This is a genomic window from Pseudomonas sp. UMAB-08, from assembly GCF_900095225.1.
Classification (GTDB): Bacteria; Pseudomonadota; Gammaproteobacteria; order Pseudomonadales; family Pseudomonadaceae; genus Aquipseudomonas.
Map to the genome: position 1 here is coordinate 71365 of NZ_LT607429.1, position 24517 is coordinate 95881.

The 24517-nt window shown below is 59.7% G+C and carries 24 protein-coding genes; 12 read left to right on the forward strand and 12 right to left on the reverse strand.

Annotation, left to right across the window (positions count from 1 at the left end; genetic code table 11):
• Positions 1-60 precede the first annotated feature (60 nt).
• Positions 61-1416 (reverse strand): 23S rRNA (uracil(1939)-C(5))-methyltransferase RlmD, encoded by a 1356-nt coding sequence (gene rlmD / locus K0F75_RS21265; RefSeq protein WP_219063939.1) that lies wholly within the window; start codon positions 1414-1416, stop codon positions 61-63.
• Positions 1416-2318, reverse strand: coding sequence for a cysteine synthase CysM (gene cysM / locus K0F75_RS21270; protein WP_219063940.1), 903 nt, complete (start codon positions 2316-2318; stop codon positions 1416-1418). Before cysM ends, rlmD begins: the two co-directional genes overlap by 1 nt.
• Before the next feature lie 311 nt (positions 2319-2629).
• Here cysM and K0F75_RS21275 point away from each other — a divergent pair, with 311 nt between their 5' ends.
• The 4 genes from K0F75_RS21275 to K0F75_RS21290 all read left to right on the forward strand — a co-directional run bounded on the left by K0F75_RS21275 (position 2630) and on the right by K0F75_RS21290 (position 7346).
• Entirely contained in the window at positions 2630-5389 is a 2760-nt protein-coding gene (locus tag K0F75_RS21275) for a response regulator (RefSeq protein WP_219063941.1), read from the forward strand.
• 86 nt (positions 5390-5475) lie between these two features.
• A complete protein-coding gene (locus K0F75_RS21280) occupies positions 5476-6465 on the forward strand; it encodes a 2-hydroxyacid dehydrogenase (RefSeq protein ID WP_219063942.1) in 990 nt (329 codons plus the stop codon).
• Between the two features lie 42 nt (positions 6466-6507).
• Positions 6508-6945, forward strand: coding sequence for a hypothetical protein (locus tag K0F75_RS21285; protein ID WP_219063943.1), 438 nt, complete (start codon positions 6508-6510; stop codon positions 6943-6945).
• Entirely contained in the window at positions 6942-7346 is a 405-nt protein-coding gene (locus K0F75_RS21290; RefSeq protein WP_219063944.1) for an META domain-containing protein, read from the forward strand. Before K0F75_RS21285 ends, K0F75_RS21290 begins: the two co-directional genes overlap by 4 nt.
• 104 nt (positions 7347-7450) lie before the next feature.
• On the opposite strand, the gene K0F75_RS21295 is transcribed toward K0F75_RS21290, so the two are convergent.
• A complete protein-coding gene (locus tag K0F75_RS21295; RefSeq protein ID WP_219063945.1) occupies positions 7451-7918 on the reverse strand; it encodes a TlpA disulfide reductase family protein in 468 nt (155 codons plus the stop codon).
• Between the two features lie 116 nt (positions 7919-8034).
• Between K0F75_RS21295 and arsC the strand changes: the two genes are divergently transcribed.
• From arsC to K0F75_RS21310, 3 genes are read left to right on the forward strand one after another with little or no spacing between them, the layout of a single operon-like run.
• A complete protein-coding gene (gene arsC / locus K0F75_RS21300) occupies positions 8035-8388 on the forward strand; it encodes an arsenate reductase (glutaredoxin) (protein WP_219063946.1) in 354 nt (117 codons plus the stop codon).
• Positions 8385-8990 (forward strand): NAD(P)H:quinone oxidoreductase, encoded by a 606-nt coding sequence (gene wrbA / locus K0F75_RS21305; RefSeq protein WP_219063947.1) that lies wholly within the window; start codon positions 8385-8387, stop codon positions 8988-8990. The genes arsC and wrbA overlap by 4 nt, the downstream gene beginning before the upstream one ends.
• Positions 8983-9399, forward strand: coding sequence for a DUF2069 domain-containing protein (locus K0F75_RS21310; RefSeq protein ID WP_219063948.1), 417 nt, complete (start codon positions 8983-8985; stop codon positions 9397-9399). Before wrbA ends, K0F75_RS21310 begins: the two co-directional genes overlap by 8 nt.
• Positions 9400-9432: 33 nt before the next feature.
• Here the strand turns inward: K0F75_RS21310 and K0F75_RS21315 are convergent, their stop codons facing one another.
• On the reverse strand, positions 9433-10104 hold the full coding sequence (locus tag K0F75_RS21315) for a DNA-3-methyladenine glycosylase I (protein ID WP_219063949.1): 672 nt from the start codon (positions 10102-10104) through the stop codon (positions 9433-9435).
• A gap of 87 nt (positions 10105-10191) precedes the next feature.
• On the reverse strand, positions 10192-11016 hold the full coding sequence (gene ttcA / locus K0F75_RS21320; RefSeq protein ID WP_219063950.1) for a tRNA 2-thiocytidine(32) synthetase TtcA: 825 nt from the start codon (positions 11014-11016) through the stop codon (positions 10192-10194).
• Between the two features lie 285 nt (positions 11017-11301).
• Between ttcA and K0F75_RS21325 the strand changes: the two genes are divergently transcribed.
• Positions 11302-11904, forward strand: coding sequence for a Yip1 family protein (locus K0F75_RS21325; protein ID WP_219063951.1), 603 nt, complete (start codon positions 11302-11304; stop codon positions 11902-11904).
• 130 nt (positions 11905-12034) lie between these two features.
• Positions 12035-12529, forward strand: a complete 495-nt coding sequence (locus tag K0F75_RS21330) for a SprT family zinc-dependent metalloprotease (protein WP_219063952.1) — start codon at positions 12035-12037, stop codon at positions 12527-12529.
• A gap of 573 nt (positions 12530-13102) precedes the next feature.
• On the opposite strand, the gene K0F75_RS21335 is transcribed toward K0F75_RS21330, so the two are convergent.
• Positions 13103-14284, reverse strand: coding sequence for a CaiB/BaiF CoA-transferase family protein (locus K0F75_RS21335; protein WP_219063953.1), 1182 nt, complete (start codon positions 14282-14284; stop codon positions 13103-13105).
• A gap of 169 nt (positions 14285-14453) precedes the next feature.
• On the reverse strand, positions 14454-15809 hold the full coding sequence (locus tag K0F75_RS21340; protein ID WP_219063954.1) for a dicarboxylate/amino acid:cation symporter: 1356 nt from the start codon (positions 15807-15809) through the stop codon (positions 14454-14456).
• A 341-nt stretch (positions 15810-16150) separates the two neighbouring features.
• Here K0F75_RS21340 and K0F75_RS21345 point away from each other — a divergent pair, with 341 nt between their 5' ends.
• On the forward strand, positions 16151-17149 hold the full coding sequence (locus K0F75_RS21345) for an AraC family transcriptional regulator (protein ID WP_219063955.1): 999 nt from the start codon (positions 16151-16153) through the stop codon (positions 17147-17149).
• Positions 17150-17201: 52 nt separating this feature from the next.
• Here the strand turns inward: K0F75_RS21345 and K0F75_RS21350 are convergent, their stop codons facing one another.
• The 3 genes from K0F75_RS21350 to K0F75_RS21360 form a co-directional block, all read right to left on the reverse strand.
• Complete coding sequence (locus K0F75_RS21350; protein WP_219063956.1) at positions 17202-18548, reverse strand: ATP-binding protein; 1347 nt, start codon at positions 18546-18548, stop codon at positions 17202-17204.
• Positions 18545-19222 (reverse strand): response regulator, encoded by a 678-nt coding sequence (locus K0F75_RS21355; RefSeq protein ID WP_219063957.1) that lies wholly within the window; start codon positions 19220-19222, stop codon positions 18545-18547. Before K0F75_RS21355 ends, K0F75_RS21350 begins: the two co-directional genes overlap by 4 nt.
• A gap of 126 nt (positions 19223-19348) precedes the next feature.
• The gene (locus K0F75_RS21360) at positions 19349-19612 is read right to left on the reverse strand and encodes a hypothetical protein (RefSeq protein ID WP_219063958.1); all 264 of its coding nucleotides are present in this window, start codon (positions 19610-19612) and stop codon (positions 19349-19351) included.
• Positions 19613-19793: 181 nt separating this feature from the next.
• On the opposite strand from K0F75_RS21360, the gene K0F75_RS21365 reads away from it, so the two are divergent.
• Together K0F75_RS21365 and K0F75_RS21370 are read left to right on the forward strand one after the other, a co-directional pair.
• Positions 19794-20582: a dienelactone hydrolase family protein gene (locus tag K0F75_RS21365; RefSeq protein WP_219063959.1), complete on the forward strand. Its 789-nt coding sequence runs from the start codon at positions 19794-19796 to the stop codon at positions 20580-20582.
• Positions 20583-20751: 169 nt separating this feature from the next.
• Positions 20752-21480 carry a 4'-phosphopantetheinyl transferase gene (locus tag K0F75_RS21370; protein ID WP_219063960.1) on the forward strand — a complete coding sequence of 243 codons (729 nt, stop codon included), beginning with the start codon at positions 20752-20754 and terminating at the stop codon, positions 21478-21480.
• 1 nt (position 21481) lies between these two features.
• Here K0F75_RS21370 and K0F75_RS21375 read toward each other — a convergent pair whose 3' ends face one another.
• Positions 21482-23092, reverse strand: a complete 1611-nt coding sequence (locus tag K0F75_RS21375; RefSeq protein WP_219063961.1) for an ATP-binding protein — start codon at positions 23090-23092, stop codon at positions 21482-21484.
• A 4-nt stretch (positions 23093-23096) separates the two neighbouring features.
• Entirely contained in the window at positions 23097-23837 is a 741-nt protein-coding gene (locus tag K0F75_RS21380) for a response regulator transcription factor (RefSeq protein WP_219063962.1), read from the reverse strand.
• Between the last annotated feature and the right edge of the window lie 680 nt (positions 23838-24517).

Below are 24517 nucleotides of genomic sequence, written 5' to 3' on the forward strand. Positions count from 1 at the left end.
CCAGTCGGATTAAACGAGATTCCCTGTGAGCGGCTGACTCATTTCCTTAAGCCGTGTCGCTCACTTACTCGCTTCAAATAAAGCCATCGCCTCGACATGAGCCGTTTGCGGGAACATATCGAGGATTCCGGCGCGTTTTAATCTATAGCCCTGCTTGATCAATTCGACCGTGTCGCGCGCCAAAGTTGCAGGGTTGCATGACACATAAAGCAACCTTTTGGCACCTAATGTCGACAGCTTGCGCACCACCTCAAAAGCACCGTCGCGCGGTGGGTCCAAGAGTACCGCAGAAAAGCCGTTTTCGGCCCAGCTCGCGTCTGCCAGCGGCTGCATCAAATCGGCCTGAATGAACTGCACATTGTGCAGATCATTGCTCATTGCATTGCCCGTGGCACGTTCGACCATCGTCGCGACGCCTTCTACCGCCACCACTTCGCGGGCCTGTCTGGCCAATGGTAATGCGAAGTTACCCAGCCCGCAGAACAGGTCCAGAATCCGCTCGTCCGCCGTGGGCGCCAGCCAGTCCAGTGCCTGCGCAACCATCGCGGCATTAACCGCGGCGTTGACCTGAATGAAATCCCCAGGCCGGTAGGCCAATTGCAAATTCCACTGTTCCAGTCGATAGCCCAATTGCTGACTCGGGTCGACCGGTTGCGGCTCGCCCTCGCCGTGCAGCCAAAGCTGGGCGTCATGGGCCTGACAGAAAGCGATCAGAGTCGCCAGATCGGCCTCGGCCAACGGCGCGGTATGGCGCAGCAGCACGGCCGTCGACGAACCGCTGAACAACTCGACGTGCCCCACGACCTGCGGCTTGCTGAAACGACGCAGCATGGCCGGCAATTCGGTCATGATCGGTTGCAAGGCCTGTACCAGCACCGGGCATTCGTCGATGGCGACGATGTCCTGACTGGACGCAGCCCGGAATCCCACATCAAGCCGTTTGGCCTTGGCATCCCAGCGCACGGCAATGCGAGCCCGGCGTCGGTAGGCGAACTCTGGACCGGTCAAGGGGGCTGCCCACTCCTCGGGCTCGACACCCGCAACCCGGGTCAACTGCTCGGCGAGCATGCGCTGTTTCAGGGCAAGCTGTTCGCTATGGGGCAAATGCTGGACGCTGCAACCGCCACACCGACCGAAATGCACACAGGGTGCCGGCCGGCGCAGAGGGCTGGGCTGGAATACCCGCTCAGTGCGCGCTTCCACGACTTTGCCGTGGGCGTTGAGCACCCGCGCCTCGACCTCTTCACCGGCCAGACTGCCGGCCACAAACCAGGTGCGACCTTCGACGAATGCAATACCGCGTCCGTCATTGGCCAGGCGCTCGATGGTCAACCGCTGTTTCTTGCCGGTCGGCACCTGGGGCACCTTTGTGCCGCCAGTGGGCTGGAAGCGCAGGCCTCTCTCTTGCTTGGCCATCAGTTAGGCACATCGTAGACGCCGGTCGACAAGTAACGGTCGCCTCGGTCACAAATGATCGCGACCATGACTGCATTCTCGACTTCCCGGGACAAGCGCAACATGCCGGCGACGGCACCACCGGACGACACACCGCAGAAGATGCCTTCTTCGCGGGCCAGTCGGCGCATGACGTCTTCGGCTTCGGCCTGGGCCATGTCGACGATCCGGTCAACGCGGTCGGCGTTGTAGATCTTCGGCAGATATTCTGTCGGCCAGCGACGGATGCCGGGGATGGAGGCCCCGTCCATCGGTTGCAGACCAATGATCTGCACCTTGGGGTTTTGCTCCTTGAGGTAACGCGAAACACCCATGATGGTGCCCGTGGTGCCCATGGAACTGATGAAGTGGGTGATGGTGCCGCCGGTCTGCTGCCAGATTTCCGGGCCGGTGCTGACGTAATGCGCTTCCGGGTTATCCCCGTTGGCGAATTGATCGAGCACCTTGCCACGGCCTTCGGCCTGCATGCGTTCAGCCAGGTCGCGGGCGCCTTCCATGCCCTCGTCCTTGCTGACCAGAATCAGCTCGGCGCCATAAGCGGTCATTGCCGCCTTGCGTTCGGCACTGGAGTTATCCGGCATGATCAGAATCATCCGGTAGCCTTTGATCGCGGCGGCCATGGCCAGCGCGATGCCGGTGTTGCCGGAAGTCGCTTCGATCAGGGTATCGCCCTGATGGATCTGCCCGCGCAACTCGGCGCGAGTGATCATCGACAGCGCCGGGCGGTCCTTGACCGATCCGGCAGGGTTGTTGCCCTCAAGCTTCAACAGCAAGGTATTAGTAGTCTCACCCGGCAGGCGCTGCAAACGGACCAGCGGGGTGTTGCCGACGCAGTCGGCGATGGTTTGATACTGCAGGGTCATGACGTCTTCGCAATCCAGACTGCGGGGGCGCCTATCATAACGGCAAACGCCTAAACCCCATATCACGCAAAGTGCGTTGCATAGGGCGAAAAGATATAAGCAGTCAATCCGGGCTCAACTGCGTTATATAAATAGCCTTCGCGAATGATTTAGCTCACAGCGGGATTGTTGCCTGGAACGTGCCTCCGCTTTGGGCCGACGTAGACATGGGTAATTTGCCGAGATTGCCCGCGAGCAACTCGCTACACTGCCGGAATATCGATCGCCGGATGCGGTCTTGAACAAAGTGGCGTGGCTGCTGGAGAAATAGCGTGCTGAACAAGCTGGGTATCAAAGGCCGTGTGCTGCTGTTGACCATTGTNATTGTCCCCGCGCTGCTGATGGCAGTGGTGCTGGGCGGTTACTTCACCTGGATGCAACTGTCCGACCTGCAAAGCCAGCTGCTGCAACGCGGTGAAATGATCGCCGAAGAACTCGCACCGCTGGCCGCCCCGGCGCTGGGCCATAGCGACCGCGCGCTGCTCGAACGCATCGCCGGGCAGGCGCTGGAGCAAACGGACGTGCGAGCTGTGTCCTTCCTCGGCCCCGACCGCGACCTGCTGGCCCATGCCGGGCCGAGCATGATCAACCAGTCGCCCATCGGCAACAGCACTCACTTGCTGCAGCGCTCCGGGAACGACGCCACCCGCTATCTGCTGCCAGTATTCGGTCGTCAACGCCACCTGAGTGGCGATCTGATCCCTGAGGAGGCCGACCGCCTGCTCGGCTGGGTCGAGCTGGAACTGTCCCATAACGGGACCTTGTTACGTGGTTATCGCAGCCTGTTCGCCAGCCTGCTCCTGATCGTTACGGGGTTGGTGTTGACTGCGATTGTGGCGATACGCATGAGCCGCACCATCAACGAGCCGATCAGCCGGATCAAAATGGCGGTGGCGCAACTCAAAGACGGTAATCTTGAAACTCGCCTGCCGCCGCTGGGCAGTCTGGAACTGGATGAGCTCGCTTCCGGCATCAACCGCATGGCCGCGACCTTGCAGAATGCCCAGGAAGAATTGCAGCACAGCATCGATCAGGCCACTGAAGACGTGCGGCAGAATCTGGAAACCATCGAAATCCAGAACATCGAGCTGGACCTGGCGCGCAAAGAAGCGCTTGAGGCCAGCCGGATCAAATCCGAATTCCTCGCCAACATGAGCCACGAGATTCGCACCCCGCTCAATGGCATTCTCGGCTTCACTCATCTGCTGCAAAAAAGCGAGCTGACCCCGCGCCAACTGGATTATCTGGACACCATCGAAAAATCCGCCGACAACCTGTTGGGCATCATCAACGAAATTCTCGATTTTTCGAAAATCGAAGCCGGCAAGCTGGTGCTGGACAGCGTTCCGTTCAACCTGCGCGACTTGTTGCAGGATGTCCTGACCATTCTTGCCCCGGCCGCACATGCCAAGCAGTTGGAACTGGTCAGCCTGGTGTACCGCGACACGCCGTTGTCGCTGCTCGGCGATCCATTGCGGCTCAGGCAGATCCTGACCAATCTGGTCAGCAATGCGATCAAGTTCACCCGCGAAGGCACCATCGTCGCCCGCGCGATGCTCGAAGATGAGCAAGAAGACAGCGTGCAACTGCGCATCAGCGTGCAGGACACCGGCATCGGCCTGTCCAGCCAGGACGTGCGGTCGCTGTTTCAGGCGTTCAGTCAGGCGGACAATTCGCTGTCGCGACAACCGGGCGGCACCGGGTTGGGGTTGGTCATTTCCAAACGACTGATCGAGCAAATGGGCGGTGAAATAGGGGTCGACAGTACGCCGGGTGAAGGTTCGGAGTTCTGGATCAGCCTGAACCTGCCCAAAGCCCGCGATGACCTGGAAGACCTGCCATCCCCGCCCCTTCTCGGGCGTCGGGTCGCGGTGCTGGAAAATCATGAACTGGCACGCCAGGCCTTGCAGCACCAGTTGGAAGATTGCGGTCTGGAAGCGGTGGTCTTCAACAACCTGGAAAGCCTGATCAACGGGGTCACGGCGGCGTATCAAACAGCGCAGGCCATCGACTTGACAGTGCTGGGCATCACCGCCCACGAACTGCCGCCCGAACGGCTGCGTCAACATATCTGGGACCTTGAAAACCTCGGCTGCAAGGTGTTGGTGCTGTGCCCGACCACCGAACAGGCGCAGTTCCAGTTGGCCGTGCCCAACGCCCACAGCCAGTTACAGGTAAAACCGGCCTGCACGCGCAAGCTGCGGCGCAGCCTGTCCGAACTGATCAGCCCCAAACAACAGCGCATCGATACCTCTACCCCCCTGTCCAGTCGGGCACCGCACTTGCTCTGCGTCGATGACAACCCGGCCAACCTGTTGCTGGTGCAAACACTGCTCGAAGACATGGGCGCCAAAGTGCTGGCCGTCGACAGTGGATATGCCGCGGTCAAGGCGATACAGAAAGAAACCTTCGACCTGGTGCTGATGGACGTACAGATGCCCGGTATGGACGGGCGTCAAGCCACTGAAGCGATCCGGGCCTGGGAGGTCGAACAGCAACGTACCTCGCTACCCATAGTCGCCCTCACCGCCCATGCCATGGCCAACGAAAAGCGCGCCCTGCTGCACAGCGGCATGGACGACTACCTGACCAAGCCCATCAGTGAGCGGCAATTGGCCCAGGTGGTGCTCAAATGGACCGGTCTGGCACTGCGCAATCATGTGCCAAAACGTCACAGCGACAGCACACGTCACAGTATCGACCAACAGGTGCTCGACCCTGACGAGGGCTTGCGTCTGGCGGCGGGCAAGGCTGATCTGGCAGCGGACATGCTGGCGATGCTCCTGGCCTCGCTGGACACCGACCGTGAAGCCATCCGCTACGCCCGCGAGGCCCACGACAAACTGGCGTTGATCGAAAGGGTCCATCGCCTGCACGGCGCAACCCGTTATTGCGGGGTGCCGCAACTGCGCGCAGCCTGTCAACGCAGTGAAACCTTACTCAAGCAGGATGCACCCGAGGCCAACGCCGCCCTCGACGAGCTGGACATGGCAATCACACGGCTGGCCGTCGAAGCACGCGTGAGCGTTTGAAGGGTGATCCCTTTGCATGAACGGCCTTCGGACGTTATCGCGGGCAAGCGGGCTCCTGCCAGGAAACATCGCCACAAGGAGATTTTATGCGGACCCTTTTATTCAGCAGTCAGAACTATGACCGCGACAGCTTTCTTGCGGCCCGCTTACCGGGCGGAGTGGATCTGCATTTCCAACCGGCACGCCTGAACCTGGACACGGTTGCACTGGCCAACCACTATCCGGTGGTCTGCGCCTTTATCAATGACGACCTCAGCGCGCCCGTACTCGAACAACTGGCCGCAGGCGGCACGCGTCTGATCGCCTTGCGCTCGGCGGGTTATAACCATGTGAACCTGGCAACTGCGCACGCCCTCGGCCTCAAGGTCGTGCGCGTGCCGGCCTACTCCCCGCACGCCGTGGCCGAACATGCCGTGGCCTTGATTCTGGCCCTTAACCGTCATCTGCACCGCGCATACAACCGCACCCGCGACGGCGACTTCACCCTGCATGGGCTGACCGGCTTCGATCTGGTGGGCAAAACCGTCGGCGTCGTCGGCACCGGGCAGATCGGCGCGACCTTCGCCCGGATCATGTCCGGGTTCGGCTGCACGTTGCTGGCGCACGACCCCTACCCTAACCCGCAAGTCGAAGCCTTGGGCGCCCGCTACCTGAGTTTGCCGGACCTGCTGGCGCAGGCGCAGATCATCAGCCTGCACTGCCCGCTGACCGCGCACAGCAAACACCTGATCAACAGCGCGTCCCTGGCGCAGATGCAACCCGGCGCGATGCTGATCAACACCGGTCGCGGCGCGCTGGTCGACACACCGGCGCTGATCGAAGCACTAAAAAGCGGGCAATTGGGCTATCTGGGACTGGATGTGTATGAAGAAGAAGCGCAATTGTTCTTCGAAGACCGTTCCGACCTGCCACTGCAGGACGATGTGCTGGCCCGCCTGCTGACGTTTCCCAACGTGATCATTACCGCTCATCAGGCTTTTCTGACCCGCGAAGCGCTGGGGGCCATTGCACAGACCACTCTGGACAATATTGCCGCCTGGGCCGAGGGTTCGCCGCAGAATCTGGTCGAGGGTTAATCACAGGCTGCATGTTAGGATGCGCGCAGATTTGGAGGACCCATGGTCGAACACGATTTCCGCTACACCCTGTTTAACCCACAACACACGCTGATCGAATGCCGCGCGCTGGCCCCCGGTCGTTATCAAGTCACCGGCAACGGCGGCTCGATCCACGCTGATGATGTGCTTTTGGTCACGCTCAAAGGGAGCAAGGACTTGTCCATGCGCCTGACCGTGGAAAAAGTCCGGCACCTGATCAACCCTCGCGGCCAATGGGTCGCGGTGGCGCAGGGGCCGGTCTTCGCTGAACTGGCGATTCATCAGTGGAAGGCCCATTGCAACGGTTGCGCGACCGAGCTGAACGTCGAGTTCGCGGTCGATGCCAAGCTCGGCATCAAAGCGCAAAAGCCGGCTGCTGCCGCTCGCATTGCCGAACTGGGCTGGAAAACCGAGGGCGACAAACACTTCTGTCCGAAATGTCAGGAGAACGCCGCATGATTCGCGCCGTCCTGTTTGGCCTGCTCGGCAGTACCCTGATGGGCTGCGCCGCCAAGCCGGTAGAATTGACACGCGATCGGGGCTACATGCTGGAATGGATCGGTGAAAATCCGCTGGTCGACCGCAGCCACCTGACCATGACCCTTGGTGAGGACGGCCGAGCCTACGGCACTGCAGGCTGCAACCATTGGTTCGCGCCGTATACGGTGGAAGACGACACGATCAGCTTCGGCATGGTCGGCAGCACCCGCAAGATGTGCGCGCCCGCCCTGATGGAGCAAGAACAACGCTTCCTCGACGCCCTGACCAAAGTGCAACGCTGGGACATCTCGCCGATCGACCAACTGCGCCTCTGGCCTGTCGAAGGCAAACCGCTACGGTTTTGGCTGGAAGACAGCTGATTTAATGGCGGCTGTACCGCCTTCACGAATGAATTCACTCCCACAGATACGCACTATCGTGGGAGCGAATTCATTCGCGAATGGCTCGCGGTGACTGACCTGCGCTACCCCTCGCCCCGCAATACCGCCAACCGCTGACTCACACCGGCTGCGGTCTGCTCGCCGAGCAATTGCTCCCGCACCTTGCCCTTGTCATCAATGATGTACGTCACCGGCAGCGCTTCGCTATGGGGCAGGTCGTAACGTTCGGCCGGGTCCAGGGCCAGGACAGTGAACGTGATACCCAAGGCCGCAGTGGCGGACTTCAGGTCTTCGCCTTGCAGGCCGTCGAAGTTGACCCCGAACACACTCACCTGCCTGTCTTTGAGCTGATTGGCCAACGCGTTGAGTTCCGGGATCTCCGTACGGCATGGCCCGCACCACTCAGCCCAGTAATTGATCACCAGCCAATGCTTGTCGACCCGCTCGCTGGCAACCTTCTGCCCGTTTTGATCAGGCCCCAGGTCTGCGCCACAACCACTGAGCAGCAAACTGCCGATGAGCGCTGCCATCGCTGCCAATCGCCTTGTCATGTGCCCTTCCTTCATCCAGATATTCACTTTAACTGCGACCAATCACCGCCCAAGGTTCAGGAGCGGACCTCACACAGGTAGAATAGCCGCCACCTTACGCAAGATGCGACCCGCAAATGACCGATCTGACGCTTTATCACAACCCGCGCTGCTCGAAATCTCGCGGTGCGCTGGAACTGCTTGAGGCCCGCGGCCTGACGCCGACCATCATCCGCTACTTGGAAACCCCGCCAGACGCCGCGCAATTGCGCGACCTGCTGGGCAAGCTCGGCATCGGCGCCCGGGAGCTGCTGCGGACAGGTGAAGAGGAATACAAAGCCCTGAACCTGGCGGACACCGGCCTGAGCGACGAGCAACTGATCTCCGCCATGGCCGCCCACCCCAAGTTGATCGAGCGACCGATTCTGGTGGTAGGCGACAAGGCCATCATTGGCCGTCCACCAGAAAGCGTGCTGGGGATCCTGGCATGAGTGCCCCGTACATCCTGGTCTTGTTCTACAGCCGCAATGGCTCAACCAGCGAGATGGCTCGGCAGATTGCCCGGGGTGTCGAGTTGGGTGGCATGGAAGCGCGACTGCGCACCGTGCCCGCGATTTCGTCCGAAATCGAAGCGGTCGCGCCAAGCATCCCCGAGCAAGGCTGCTTATATGCCAGCCTCGACGACCTGAAAAACTGCTCCGGCCTGGCCCTGGGCAGCCCGACGCGCTTCGGCAATATGGCCGCGCCGCTGAAATACTTCCTCGACGGCACCAGCACCCTGTGGCTGACCGGCGCCCTGGTGGGCAAGCCCGCCAGCGTGTTCACGTCGACTGCCAGCCTGCACGGCGGCCAGGAAACCACGCTGATGTCGATGTTATTGCCGTTGTTGCACCACGGCATGCTGGTCGCAGGCCTGCCCTACAGCGAAGCCGCGTTGCTGGAAACCAGCGGCGGTGGTACGCCTTATGGCGCCAGTCACCATGCCGGTGCCGACGGTAAACGCGCACTGGATCAACACGAAATCACCCTGTGTCGTGCGCTCGGTCAGCGCCTGGCTAAAACCGCTTTGCTGTTGGAGACGCCTCGTGGCTAAAAAGCCTAAAGTCCTGCCCCCGCTGGAATGGCTGGAGCCGCGAGTGCGCCTGAGCCGGATCGCCAGTCTGATCTGTTTTTTCGGCCTGATCCTGCTGCTGGCCGCGTATTACCTGGTCTTCGCCGACCTGCATGGCGCGCGCCCTTGGGTGATCCTGCTCATCGAACTGGTGCCGCTGATCCTGCTCGCTCCGGGCATGATCAGCGGCAGCGCCCGCGGTCATTCGTGGACCTGCTTTGTGATCAACCTGTACTTCATCAAAGGCGCACTGGCCGTTTACGACCCGAACCGCAGCCTGTTCGGCGCCCTGGAGATGCTCGCGAGCCTGGCAGTGTTCGTCAGCGCCTTGCTGTATGTGCGCTGGCGTTTTCAGTACAACCGCAAGCTGGCGGGAGAAGGAGCCCTCTGACAGACCGTCATCGCGCATGGCATTGATGCGAAGTCAGTGGTTGACCGTATACGCCAGCATCAGCGACAGCTGACACATCGGTCGTCCACTCTCTGCGTGCCACTGGTTGAACGCACCTTGCACAGTGGCGAGGTCCTTGAGGCTGGTCGGCACTTTGTCGATGATGCCCTGCGCGTTGAGCCCGGCGACCACGTCGTAGGTCGGGATGAACGTGTCCTTGCCGACCATGCGCAGAAAACTCGGCGCTGACATCCCGCCCAATTGATGCCCGTGTTTGGCCAGGTACTTCCACAGGCCGACGATATCGGTCACGGGCCAATCGGCGATGAAATGACCGAAGCTGCCCTTCTCCTTGCTGATGTCCAGAATCATCTGCGCATTGCGTGGCACACTTTTCAGCTTGCCCAAATGACGAATGATTCGTGCGTCCTGCATCAGGCGCTCCAGGTGCTCGGCGCCCATCAGCACGACTTTCTCGGGATCGAAGCGAAAGAACACTTCTTCGAACATCGGCCATTTGGCGTCTACCAGGCTGTGCTTGAGGCCTGCGCGAAACACCCGTCGGGCGAGGGCCGACAGGTAACGGTCATTGCTGATTGCACGGAGTTGCGCCGGGGAATTGGGAACAGGCAGATGCGCTTCGAGCGCCGAGGCCGAGCCAAAGCGGTTCAGGCAATATTCATGAAGCCATTTGTAATCGCGCATGCTCTTTCCTACTGACAATTGATAGAGGTCTGACACTTCGCCGAGGCCAGGTGTCATGCAGCAAATAGAACAGAGTGTCGGGATCGATCAGAGGTTCACGACATTGACGAAGCGCGAGGCCGCGGTTTCATCGATGCGCAGGTTGGCGAAGTCGAACAGAGTGCGGTCCGCCAGTTGCGACGGCTGCACGTTCTGCAACGCACGGAAGATGCTTTCGGTACGGCCCGGGGTGGTGCGCTCCCACTCCGACAGCATGTCCTTGACCACCTGACGCTGCAGGTTTTGCTGAGAACCGCAGAGGTTGCAGGGAATGATCGGAAACGCTTTCAGATCGGAAAAAGCCTGAATATCACGCTCATTACAGTACGCCAGCGGACGAATCACCACATTACGACCGTCGTCAGCCCGCAGTTTGGGCGGCATGGCCTTGAGCGTACCCGTGAAGAACAGGTTGAGAAAAAAGGTCTCGATGATGTCGTTGCGGTGATGACCCAGCGCCATCTTGGTCGCGCCGATTTCATCGGCAAAGGTGTACAGCGTGCCACGGCGCAGGCGCGAACACAGCGAGCACGTGGTCTTGCCTTCAGGGATAAGCTCTTTGACCACCGAATAGGTGTCTTTTTCGACGACGTGGTACTCCACACCCAGCGCTTCGAGGTACGCAGGCAGCACATGCTCGGGGAAGCCTGGTTGTTTCTGGTCCATGTTCACAACGACGATATCGAATTTGATCGGCGCCACTTTCTGCATATGCAGCAGCACATCGAGCAAGGTGTAGCTGTCTTTACCGCCCGACAGACACACCATGATCTTGTCGCCTTCCTCAATCATGTTGAAGTCGGCCACCGCTTCGCCCGCGAGCCGACGCAGACGTTTCTGCAGTTTGTTTTGATTGACTGAAAGGGTGCCCATGGCGCAGATATCCGCTAACGATGACTCGGTAAAAGGCCGGCATTTTACGCGACAAGGGTCATAGGCGTATGCCGATTTATTGCTGGCACTCAAATAGCGCATTGCGATTAACAGCAGTCTCTAGAGCACAATTTACTCTAAAGCGTCGCGTCTTCCCTTCCTATACTGCGTCATAGGGTCGCACCCATTCCTGTAGCGAGGCTGTGGCCTTACACCTGTCGTGGCACTTAGGCCCGACAGGCGCTCCGCTGGGGGGCGACGGTAAAACAAAAAGGAGTGACCGGCATGATCCATCACGTTATCGGACTGTTCACCCATCCTGATCAAGAATGGCAGCAAATACGTGGCGAAAAAGAAGAAAGCATCGGCCACATGTACCTCACGCATACCCTGATTCTTGCGGCGATTCCCGCAGTCTCGGCTTATATCGGCACCACTCAGGTGGGCTGGGTGATTGGCAGCCGAGCGGCGGTCATGCTGACCCCCGTAAGCGCGCTGTGGATGACCATCATGTCCTACCTCGCCATGCTGGCCGGCGTGGCTGTCATGGGAGCATTCATCCACTGGATGGCGCGCACGTACGACGCCAGTCCGAGCCTGGCGCGCTGTGTCGCCTTCGCCACCTACACCGCAACACCGCTGTTCATTGGCGGGCTGGCGGCACTGTATCCGCATATGTGGCTGGGAATGATGGTCGGCCTCGCGGCCATTTGTTACACGGTCTACCTGCTCTACGTCGGCTTGCCGACGTTCATGAACATCCCGTCCGATGAGGGCTTCATGTTCTCAAGCTCCGTATTGGCCGTGGGCTTGGTGGTGCTGGTCGCCATCATGGCGTTCACCGTCGTCCTGTGGGGCGTCGGTGTAGGGCCTGAATACACCAACTGATACGGTTAACCGTTGACCATGAGCCGCCTTTGAGGCGGCTCATGCGTTTTACCATGACCATTGGGCGCCTTCAGTTTTCGGCAGGCCAGGGCTTTACGGCATACTTGCCACCTCTGGAGAGCCTTTAAGAATGCCCGAGCAGCTCAATACCCGCGTCGAAGTCTGTTATCAGCAAGCCGAAGCCTTTTTCAAACGCCCCTTCAAACGGCCGGTGGTCAGCCTCAAGCTGCGCGGTCAAAAAGCGGGCGTCGCCCATCTGCACGAGAATCTGTTGCGCTTCAACCCACAGCTGTACCGGGAAAACAGTGAAGATTTTCTCAAGCAGACTGTCGCCCACGAAGTCGCACACTTGATCGCCCATCAATTGTTTGGCGAGCGTATTCAGCCCCACGGCGAAGAATGGCAATTAATCATGCGCGGGGTATACGAACTCCCGCCCAATCGCTGCCACACTTACGCGATCAAACGTCGCCGCATGACCCGCTACATCTACCGATGCCCTTGCGCCAACAGCGATTTCCCCTTCTCTGCCCAGCGCCACCTGCTGGTCGGGAAAGGCCGACGCTATTTGTGCCGTCGCTGCCGAGAGACGTTGGTGTTCAGTGGAGAAGTGCGGGTCGAGTGATGAAGGAATCAAGTACTCCGCGCACAGCCATTCGCCCCTATCAAACGACCCATAACCATTTGAAATATAAAATTATTTGTAGGAGCTGACTTGTCTGCGAACAAGCCCGGTACGGGCTTCCGTCAGGTTTGGGTTTGACCGCATGACCATGATCTGGGTCGAGGGGCGGCAGGTAGACCGTGTTGAATGGTCTTCGCAGCGGGACGCGTAGTTACAAGTCAGCTCCCACGCCGTAGCGGTATCTCCGACCAAACAACCTATAACCATCTGAAATATAAGATCATTTGTAGGAGCTGACTTGTCTGCGAACAAGCCCGGCACGGGCTTCCGTCAGGTTTGGGTTTGACCACATGACCATGATCTGGATCGAGGGGCGGCTGGTAGACCGCGTTGAATGGTCTTCGCAGCGGGACGCGTAGTTACAAGTCAGCTCCCACGCCGTAGCGGTANACCTATAACCATCTGAAATATAAGATCATTTGTAGGAGCTGACTTGTCTGCGAACAAGCCCGGTACGGGCTTTGAACTGCGATTGTGCGCAGGCTGTGTGGGCGAATTCACTCGCGACAGCGGTCAGGCAATAACCCCCGCCGCCCGCAACTCAGCGATGCGTTCAGTGCTGTAGCCCAACGCCGCCAGCACTTCCTCGCTGTGTGCCCCCAACGTCGCGCCGATATGCCGGGGCGCGGGCAGGCCGTCGGAGAACTTCAGCGGGCAGGCCATCTGCGCCTGCAAGCTGCCGTCTTCACGGGGCACTTGGCAGACCAGCTCACGCGCCTGCAACTGTGGGTGCTCGACCGCTTCGGCAACGCTCAGCACCGGTTCGACACACGCATCCAGACCGGCAAAGCACGCGCACAGCTCTTCGAAAGAACGTTTCTCGAATTCAATTTTCAGCTCGTCCTTCAACAACGCCTGCACCTCGGGACTCGACGACAGGCCGAGCGCGGCCAGCTCCGGTCGGCCCAGCGCGGCGCACAGAGGTTGCATGAACGCAGGCTCCAGGCTGCCCACGGAGAACCAACGGCCATCGCGACAACAGTAGTAATCATAAAAACTACCGCCGTTGAGCATCTGGCTTTCCCGGGCCGGCTCCACGCCGCACGCCAGATAGCCCGCCCCGGCCATGGCATTCAGGCTGAACACACAGTCGGTCATGCTGACATCGACGTATTGCCCGAGCCCGGTTTGCTGGCGAGCGATCACGGCAGCCAGCAGACCGACCACCCCATGCAGCGACCCTCCCGCCACATCCGCCGCCTGAATGCCCAATGGCACCGGCCCACTGTCATGGCGCCCGGTATAGCTGGCGATGCCCGACAGTGCAAGGTAGTTGATGTCATGCCCGGCGCGATCCCGATAAGGGCCTGTCTGGCCGTAGCCGGTGATCGACACATAAATCAGCTTCGGGTTGATCGCCTTCAACGCCTCGTAGCCCAGCCCCAGCCGCGCCATGACACCCGGTCGAAACTGTTCGAGCACGATGTCGTATTCAGCCACCAGTTGCCGGACCACTTCGAGCGCCTGCGGTTGTTTCAGGTCCAGGGCGAGGCTGCGCTTGTTGCGATTGAGGTAGGCGTGGCTGGCAGACGTGCCGTGATCGTGAGGCGGCAACAGCTTCAGAAGGTCCATGCGCGTCGGTGATTCGATGCGCAACACGTCGGCCCCCATGTCGGCGAGCAGCAACGAAGCGAACGGTCCCGGCAACAAGGTGGAAAAATCGAGAATCTTGAGCGATGACAATGGCCCTTGCATGCTTACTCCCTTAGCAGTCCTGTATCCAGACCTTACACCTGAGGCTTTCAGAGTAAGCAACCCCAGGCCACCCTTCAATGGCCTCAGCACTCATCGTCGCTGACTGATTCGATCAATTGACAGGCAAAAAAAACCCATCCGGAGATGGGTTTTTCATCACTGCGCCGCGTTATGCAATTTTAGGCGCGGTGCTGGTTACCGTCGCTGGAATCGGGCCTTCATTCACGCCCAGGTCATCTTCCGGGCCTGTGTTGGAGATCCCGCGACCACCGGAAGCCAGTTCGATTTGCAGCTTGTCTTCGTCCAGTTCTTTAACCCACTTGGCCACAACCAGGGTCGCAACAGCGTTACCAACCAGGTTGGTCAGCGCGCGGGCTTCAGACATGAAGCGGTCGATACCCAGGATCAGCGCCAGACCGGCAACCGGCAAGTGGCCAACGGCGGACAGGGTGGCGGCCAACACGATGAAGCCACTGCCGGTCACACCGGCTGCGCCCTTGGAGGACAGCAACAGCACCACCAACAAGGTGATCTGGTGAGTGATGTCCATGTGGGTGTCGGTCGCTTGGGCGATGAACACGGCAGCCATGGTCAGGTAGATTGCAGTACCGTCGAGGTTGAAGGAGTAACCCGTCGGAATAACCAGACCGACAACGGACTTCTGCGCGCCCAGGCGTTCCATCTTGACCAGCATGCGCGGCAAAGCGGATTCCGAGGATGACGTACCCAACACGATCAGCAGCTCTTCACGGATGTAGCGAATCAGCTTGAGTATGCTGAAGCCGTGAGCGCGAGCGATGCCGCCCAGCACAATCAGGACGAAGAGTGCGCAGGTGATGTAGAAGCACAGCATCAATTGACCGAGCTGCACCAGCGAACCGACACCGTAAGCGCCGATGGTGAAGGCCATCGCGCCGAAAGCACCCAGCGGAGCCAGCTTCATGATCATGTTGATGATGTTGAACATCACGTGAGCGAAACGATCGATGAAGTCGAGCAGCGGTTTGCCGTAGGCACCCAGGCGATGCAGGGCGAAACCGAAAATCACCGAGAACATCAGCACTTGCAGGATATCGCCGGTCGCAAAAGCGCCAACGATGGTGCTTGGGATGACGTTGAGCAGGAAGCCGGTGATGCTCTGGTCAGCGCCTGCAGCAACGTAGGCCGCGACCTTGGAAGCATCCAGCGTTGCCACGTCGATGTGCATGCCTGCACCCGGTTGAACGACGTTAACCACGACCAGACCGATCAGCAGTGCGATGGTGGACACGATTTCGAAGTACAGAAGCGCATAACCGCCGGTTTTACCGACTGACTTCATGCTCTGCATGCCAGCGATACCGCTGACGACCGTGCAGAAAATGATCGGGGCGATGATCATTTTGATCAGTTTGATGAACCCGTCACCCAGCGGTTTGAGCGACACACCGGCTTGAGGATAGAAGTGGCCGATCAGAATGCCAATGACAATGGCTACGATGACCTGGAGATACAGGGATTTATACAGCGGCTGACGAGTCGTCATTGCAAGTTCCTCAAGAGCCTCGCCGGTCATCATCCATCTGATGCGAGCGATGCCATAAAGCGCTAACCCTCCTGCACTGGAGGGATTTGTTTTGGCGAGTTGCGCGGGCGGACCCATCGCAAACCTCTGCTGGTGTTATTGCAGGGCGCGTGCCACTTCCGACAAAACCGCTCTAGATCAACAAACGCGCTGACCTTCGCCTGAATTCCGGGGCGTTACCGGCCAGGAATGTGGCGGATTTCCGCCCATTACCGCAAAAATACCCCCTGCATTGGCGGGTATCCGCCTTGTCCGTTGCCCGTGCGATGACTACCATCGGCCGTTCACCGGATGAGCACCCTATGCGCCAACGCACGATCGCCAGTCACTTCGCCCGCGCTGCCCTCGGTGGCGTGCAACGGCGTGGCATCGATTGTTCGAACCTGCTGCAACAATCGGGGATCCAGCCTGAGCTGTTGAGCGAGCCTCGCGCCCGCATCGCTCCGGAACAGTTTGCTTGCCTGATTCAATTGGTCTGGCAGCAGCTGGACGATGAATACATGGGCTTCGGCCATGGCCCGAGTACGCGCGGTACGTTCGCCATGATGTGCCATGCGCTGATCCACTGCCGCAGTCTGGAAAAGGCACTCGCACGCGGCCTGTTGTTTTATGGCTTGTTCCCCGACGCGCCGCGCCTGAGCTTGCGTCGCGAGGGGGATTGGGCGCGGCTGAGCCTGGACGACTCGGCGCTGCGGGACCCGGACCATTTTCTCAGCGAGTGCCTGCTGGTGATCTGGCACCGGCTAGGCAGTTGGCTGATCGGCCAGCGCATCCGCCTGGAGCAAGCGACATTCAGTTATGACAGGCCGGAGCACAGCGGCGAATACGACCTGCTGTTCCCGTGCCCGATCCTGTTCAACGCCGAAACCACCAGCCTGCTGTTTCACGCGCGCTACCTGAGCATGCCGCTGTTGCAGGACGAACGCACGCTCAAGCATTTTCTCGAACGCTCCCCCGCCGATCTGCTGGCCCGTCCCGATGATGGCGACAGCCTGAGTAACCAGCTGCGACGCTTGCTCAGCCGCGATTGCAACCGCTGGCCCGATCTGGAAAGCGTCGCCGAGCAGATGCACATCAGCCCGCAGACCCTGCGCCGGCATCTGCGTGAAGAAGGCACGAGTTTTCAGGGATTGAAGGATCAACTGCGCCGCGACATGGCGATTTATCACTTGAGCCGCGCCGAGCTGTCATTGCAACAGATTGCCGAACAGCTCGGTTTTTCCGAGCCGTCGGCCTTTCATCGCGCGTTCAAGAAGTGGACCGGACTGACACCGGGGGCTTACCGGGCTCAGGAAGTCTGACGGCCCCCATGATGGAGGTATGCCGGGTACGCCGCAAACACGACAGGACGCCTCAATTGGCCGGAAAATGAATCCGGAATGCTGCGCCGCCCAATGGAGAGTCCTCCAGAGTCAGACGCGCGTTGTAGCTTTCAATGATGTCTTTGACCACCGCCAGACCAATGCCCTGCCCCGGATTCTGCCGATCCAGCCGCTCACCACGCTCTAGAATCCGCGCCCGCTGACTCTCTGGTACGCCAGGGCCATCGTCTTCGACGCACAACTCGTCACCGGACAATGACGCGTGCAGGCTGATGCGTATTCGGCCCAGACAGAGGCGATAGGCATTTTCCAGCAGATTGCCGAGCATTTCGAGCAAGGCGCCCTGCTCCATCGCCACTTGGCATCCGTCGGGCAGATCAAGGCAGACGTTGACCTGTTTGTCGCGATAAACCTTGTCCAGGGTATTGCACAGGCTTTCGACCACCGGCCGCAACACCACATGGTGCCGCACCAGTCCACTTTTGCGCAGGCTGGCGCGTTGCAGCTGGTAACTGATCTGCTGGCTCATGCGTTCGATCTGCGATTGCAGGAGACGGGCCTGTTCCAGGTCTTGCGGACGTTTGGCCATGGTTTCGCTGACGCCTTGCAGCACCGCCAGCGGCGTTTTCAAACTGTGGGCCAAGTCGCCCAAGGAATCGCGGTAACGGATGCGCTGCTCGCGTTCGCTGAGCAGCAGGCGGTTCAGTGAGCCGGTCAGGCGCAGCAACTCTAACGGGTGTTCCTCACTCAGGCTTTCCCGCTCGCCGGTTTCGACCTGATCCAGCTCCTGACTCAATCCCCTCAGCGCTTTAAGGCCCCAGGTCAGGCCCATCCAGAGCAAGGCCAGCAAGACCACCAAGGCGGCACCAAAGCCCAGATAGAGTTTCTCGCGCAGCGCGGAGATGATCACCTGATACTCGCGCACCGGCTGCAAGGCGACGATGCTGAACGCTGCGTTTCTGCCGCCCAGCAGTTTGATTTCTACGTCATAGACGAAAAACTCTTCGCCATTGGCGTTCTTGATTTTGCCGAACTGATTACCCGTCCCGTCATAACGCGGGCGGTAGTCGATACCTGCCAGTTCGGTGGCACGCGAACGCCACACCAGCTCGCCATTACGGTTGTAGATATAACCGAGGAGACGGCTGTCTGACAGATTGAATTGCTCGCCCGGCAACAACAGGGGCATCAACAAACGATTGTCCTCGACCCGTGCCGCGGAAATCATCGTGGTCACGTCCGAGGCCAGGCGCTGCTCGATGGAGTCCTGCAGGGCCAGGCTGTAGGCGCCCTGCAACGCGGGCAACAGGGCCAACATGAAGATCAACGCGAGCATCGCGGCAGCCATCATCAGCCGCAGCCGCAGCGAACGAATCATCGGCAGCGCTCAGTGAACAGATACCCCAGGCCCCGCACCGTTTCGATAGGCTTGAAACCCAACGAGCCTTCCAGCTTGCGGCGCAAGCGCCCAACCAGCACCTCGATCACGTTCGGATCGCGCTCGTCATCGTCGGGGTAGAGCTGCTCCATCAAGCGCTCTTTGGCCACCACTTGCTGATGGTGGCGCATCAGGTATTCGAGAATCCGGTACTCATAGGCCGTCAACGCCAGCGGCTGCTCTTCAAGGGACGCCTGTTTGCGGTTCAGGTCCAGCAGCAAGGGCCCGGCGGTGATGGTCGACTGGATAAAACCACTGGAGCGGCGCAACAGGGCATTAAGCCGCGCTTCCAGTTCTTCGAACTGAAACGGCTTGACCACATAGTCGTCCGCGCCGGCGGCCAGCCCTTCGACCTTGTCCTGCCAGTTGCCACGGGCCGTGAGGATCAGGATCGGGAATGCCTTGCCCTGGGAGCGCAGTTGGCGAATCAAGTCCAGCCCGCCCATGCCCGGCAAGCCCAGGTCGATCACCGCCAGGTCATGGTTGAACTGCCCCGCCTGATACAGCGCTTCCTCTGCATTGGCCACGGCCTCGACCACATGGCCGCTCTCGGTCAGTCGGGTTTGTAAGTGATGGCGCAACAAGGCCTCATCTTCAACCACCAGCAGTTTCATGAGGCTCTCCCAGGCAAAATCATTCCTCTCAAGATTAAGGCTAATACACCATGACCGGTTGAACAGCGCCCCGCCTGTTGAGTGTGCGGGCTGGGCGGAAAATGTCCAGCACCAGTCTGTTAACGGTTAAAAGATGTAGTTGGAGGGCAGGCCAGGGTCGAAGCTGCCGAGCAAGATGGCCTGGCTCAGTTGAATACCGTTATGCGTACCGGAGACGTTGGGATAACTCGAGTAATAGTGATCCGCGACGGCTCCCAGATAGGCGCCGTAGGCATCGACGCTCTCGCCGGTCTTGCCCTGAACGAGTTTGCTGCTACCGTCAGTGGCCTGCGCGGTGGCGCTGCCGCCGAGAAAAGCCAACGCAAAAAAGAGCTTATTTAAGGTGAGCATGGAAATTTCCTCTTGCGCCGGGCGCTGTTGGGGTACGCCACAAGACTAATCACCCGGCCCTGAACCCCCACTGAACGCGGCCTGAACCTAAGCTGAATGGACCCACCGCCTCGATGCCGAACAATCGTCTAGGCTCTTTTGATTAATCTACGTTCCCTATCAACCACAGGAGAAACCGACCATGCGTTTCTGGACAGCGTTAATAATGATGAGCCTGGCCGGGCTGACTCAGGCCGCGATCAAGACTGAAACCATCGACTATCAAAGTGCTGACGGCACCAAGCTGATCGGCTATTACGCCTACGACGACGCTATAAAAGGCCAACGCCCCGGTGTCCTGGTGGTGCATGAATGGTGGGGCCTGAACGACTACGCCAAACGCCGCGCCCGCGACCTTGCGGCACTGGGTTACAGCGCCATGGCCATCGACATGTACGGCGAAGGCAAGCACACCGAGCACCCAACGGACGCCATGGCGTTCATGCAGGAGGCGACCAAAGACAGTGCAGCCTCGGCCAAGCGTTTCGATGCAGGCCTTGAACAGCTGAAAAAACAAGCGCAAACCAATCCAGCCAAGATCGCTGCCATTGGTTACTGCTTCGGCGGCGCGGTGGTTCTCAATGCGGCGCGGCGTGGCGAACCGCTGGCCGGCGTGGTGTCTTTCCACGGTGCGCTGTCGACCCAGTCACCGGCCACACCTGGCAGCGTCAAGGCGCCACTCCTGATCGAGCACGGCAACAGCGACAGCATGGTCACCCCGGACAGCGTCATCGCCTTCAAAGCGGAAATGGACAAGGCCGGTGCCAACTATAAATTCGTCGGTATCGATGGCGCCAAACACGGTTTCACCAACCCCGACGCCGACCACCTGAGCCACGGCGACCATGCCCCCGACATCGGCTACAACAAAGCCGCCGACGAGAGTTCATGGGCAGACATGCAGGCATTTTTGAAGAAAGTGTTTGGTTAAATACCTGATCCTGCAAGAGATCTATGGCGGGCCTCAATCTGTAGGAGCTGACTTGTCTGCGAATAGCTTAACGCGGTGTATCTGACACACCGCCTTCGCGGACAAGTCCGCTCCTACAATTAATCTGTGCCCCTACCCAGCCCGCCTCCGACACTGCAAAATGCCAGGCATGACTCAGCCTCCAGTACTCCCCGCCTGTTGCCCCGCGCTCATCAACCATTGGCCGCTGCCCGTTGCCCTGCCCGACGTGGTGCTGGTCAGTGGCGCGTTCAATCCGCACCATCTGGCTGATGGCGATTTTCAGCGTTGCCTGATCGAATCACCCGACAGCATTCAGCGCTCCGTCGCCAAGCGTCAGGCCGAGTTTCTGGCGGGACGCCTTTGCGCTCGAGAAGCCTTGCAGCAGCTGGACGGCCGGCACTATGTGCCGAGCATCGGCGAAGACCGGGCGCCCGTCTGGCCAGCAGATGTCCGGGGCTCGATTACCCACAGCCACGGCTGGGCGGCGGCCATTGTCGGCCACCAACAGCAATGGCGCGGCCTGGGTCTGGACATGGAACCCCTGCTAGACCACGAGCGCGCCCAGCGCCTGGCCGGGGAGATTCTGACTGACGACGAATTGCAACGCATGGCCGCAGGCCCGGATGCGCAGATTGCACTGCTGGTCACCCTGACCTTCTCCGTGAAAGAGAGCCTGTTCAAGGCGATCTACCCCCTCGTGCAAAAGCGTTTCTATTTCAAAGACGCGCAAGTGCTGGAGTGGTCAGACAGTGGCAGTGCCCGCCTGCGTTTGCAGATCGACCTGTCCAGCGAGTGGCGCAACGGCACCGAACTGGACGCGCAATTTCGCGTGGACAATGGCAAATTGCTGAGTCTGGTCAGCGTCGCGGCCCTGTGACTCAGGGCTTCTCCTGCTGACGCGGCCACGCCAGACTGAAGCAGGCGCCGCCTAGATTTTTGCTTTTACTGATCAGCGCCCGACCGTTGTGCCAGTAAATGATTCGCCGCACGATCGACAAGCCCAGGCCATGCCCGCCCGACGCCCGGGTGCGACTGTCGTCCAGACGCATGAAGGGCGTGAATATCCGTTCCCAAGCACTTTCCGGGACGCCGGGGCCGTCGTCCTCGATGTCGATGCGACAGCGTAACTGACCGACCTGATAACTGACGCTGACCCTGGATTCGGCGTGACGCATGGCGTTGCTCACCAGATTCTGCAAGGCCCGATGCAAATAGCGCGGCTCAGCCTCGACCCACGCCCCGTCGTTATCGGCCGCAGCCAAGCATTGCCCACGCGTGACCGTGACATTGGCGCGCAAGGGTGCCAGCTCGGCAATTACCTGATTGACCAGTGCATCCAGATCGACGCGCTGAAAATTAAGGGTCGGCGAACCCTGCTCCAATCGCGCGTACGTCAGCATCTCGTCCACCAACTTGTCGAGGTCCTGAATATCGCTGTCCATGCCGAGCCTGTACTTATCCCGAGCCTCTTGCGTGGAGGCCTGGCCGATCATTTCCAGGCCAAAGCGCAAACGCGCCACCGGCGTGCGCAGTTCATGGGAGACCGCACGTACCAGCTCTCGCTGCATCGCCAGCGAACGTTGCAAATGCTCGGCCATGCCGTTGAACGCTGCCGCCAGCCGCCCAACCGAGTCAGCCCCAGCAGTGGGCACGCGGGTTTCCAGACTGCCCTTGGCGATGCGGGTGGCGGCCGATTCCAGGCCCAAAAGGCGGCGCTCAAGCCGACGCACCAACAGGTAAACCACCACCCCGATAAAACACAGGCCCAGAAACGCAATCAGCACCAGCAGCTCAGGCGGGTAAGGGTTCATTTGGTAAAGGGGGCCGATCTCCAGGACCCACGGCGTGCCGACCATGCCGGCGAACACGCGGATCGAGTCACCGCCCTTGCCCAGCGCCATCACGGTATCGCCTTCATCGACCCGACGTCGCTGGTCCTCGTCGACATCCGCCTGCTCCAGACGGATCAGACTGATGTCGAAACCAAAGCCCTTGTCCCGTTTCAGGGCGGCCAGGCGACTGGGCTGTTCATCGATGGGGAAGCGCACCAGTTCGTCGGTCAGCAGATAAATCGTCGCCCGCGCCAATTGCTCACTGATTTGCTGCACCTCCCCGGTCAACACCCACGGTTCCGCGTCGCTGACCAGCCGGAACACCTTGGCCGCATGAGGCCCGGTTTGTTCGACCACCACCTGCCCGCGCAGCAGGCGACTCTGGTCACCGCTGTCGAGATGGGCTTCGCTGAGCGTTTGCAGGGTCAACGGAATCCCCAGCAAACGCTCCCAGACCGCCAGCGAACGATTGCGATCAATCGCGTTCATTGGTTGCAGGTTGTCGGCCATCAGGGTGAACGTGCCGTGGGCCAGGCGCTCGCGGTACTGCTCGCCACGCACCTGATTGACCAGGTGCAGGGCCAGCACGCCGAGCAATGCCACCAGCACCAACACACCGAGCATGCCGCCGTAGATACGCAGGAAGATGGAGTTCATGGCATCAGGTATTCAGCACGTAACACGTCAGGTCTTGCGCCGCTTCCGGAACGAACAGGTACCCTTTGCTACGAATGGTCTTGATCAGGCGCGGATGAATCGGATCGTCGCCGATCTTGGGTCGAATCCGTGAGATACGGACATCGATTGAGCGGTCCTGACCGTCATAACCAAAGCCGCGCAAGGCCGTGAAGATCTCTTCGCGGGAAAGAATCCGCCCTGCGTTGGCCACCAGCAGCCATAACAAGTCGAACTCGGCGCTGGTCAATTCGATGCTGTTGCCTTGCAACCAGGCTTCGCGCAGGGCGTTGTCGACCACCAGCGGGCCGAACACCAGGCGCCGCGGGTTCGTCGCCGCCTCAGGCTCAGGCCCTTCGCTGCGCCGTAACAACGCATGAATGCGCGCCAACAACACACGAGGGTGCACCGGCTTGCAGACAAAATCGTCGGCGCCCATGTCCAGCCCCTGAATTTGATCAGTGTCATCGGTGCGTGCCGTGAGCATCAGAATCGGTCCGTCATAGCGATCGCGCACCTTGCGGCAAATGCTCAGGCCGTCTTCACCGGGCAGCATCAGGTCGAGAATCACCAGATCCGGCTGCTCGGCGATGATGCGCTCAGCGGCGCAAGCACCATCACCTTCGAGGGTTACCCGCAGGCCATTACTCTGAAGGTAGTCACGGGTCAGTTCAGCCAGACGCTGATCATCCTCGACAATAAGCACCTGCCAGGCTTCTTGCTCCACGGGTTACCTCTGCTGCCATTGTTCTTATTAATAGAGACATCTTTTGTCGAATCATCGCGCAAAACACCCTGTGTCAGGGCGAGATCGAAGGCGATTGTAGCAACCGCTCGCGCCAAGCACACGACATGCCAAAATACCCTTGTTATCTGTGTTTTTTGTGATAGGGTTCGCGCCCGCAAAAACCCGCGAAAACAGTAAAAAGCAGTGACAAGCGGTGCAGTCCAGCAGCGGCGCGGCCTACAGCCGACTTCCCCGTTTCATACACAATATACCCACAGCTTTATCCACAATGACCACGTTGCAATCCATCCCCAAAACGCTTTATCTTGTATGTCGCGGCGAAAAAAACCCTACATGTAGGGTTTTCGACCAAAAACCAAACACATTTCAATCGAGAAACTCAAGCAGTTTTCTTGTGTCAGTTTGGTTGAACTTAAGCATTTTTCAGTACACCAACCGCTGATGCGGATGGCCGCTGCTCTGCCTCAATCATCGGGGCAAAACGGCACACGTGTTGCAACAAATAGCGAGCATCCTCCAAAAGATTTCCGGTAGCGGGCATTGGCCCGAAACCATCGACTTCAAAGCCAGGGAATGGCGGCAAAAGCCTTCCTTATCCGTTTTGAAGTCTTTCTAGCTGGCGTTTGTCGGCTGACTGCCTCAAGACGGAACGGTGGGCA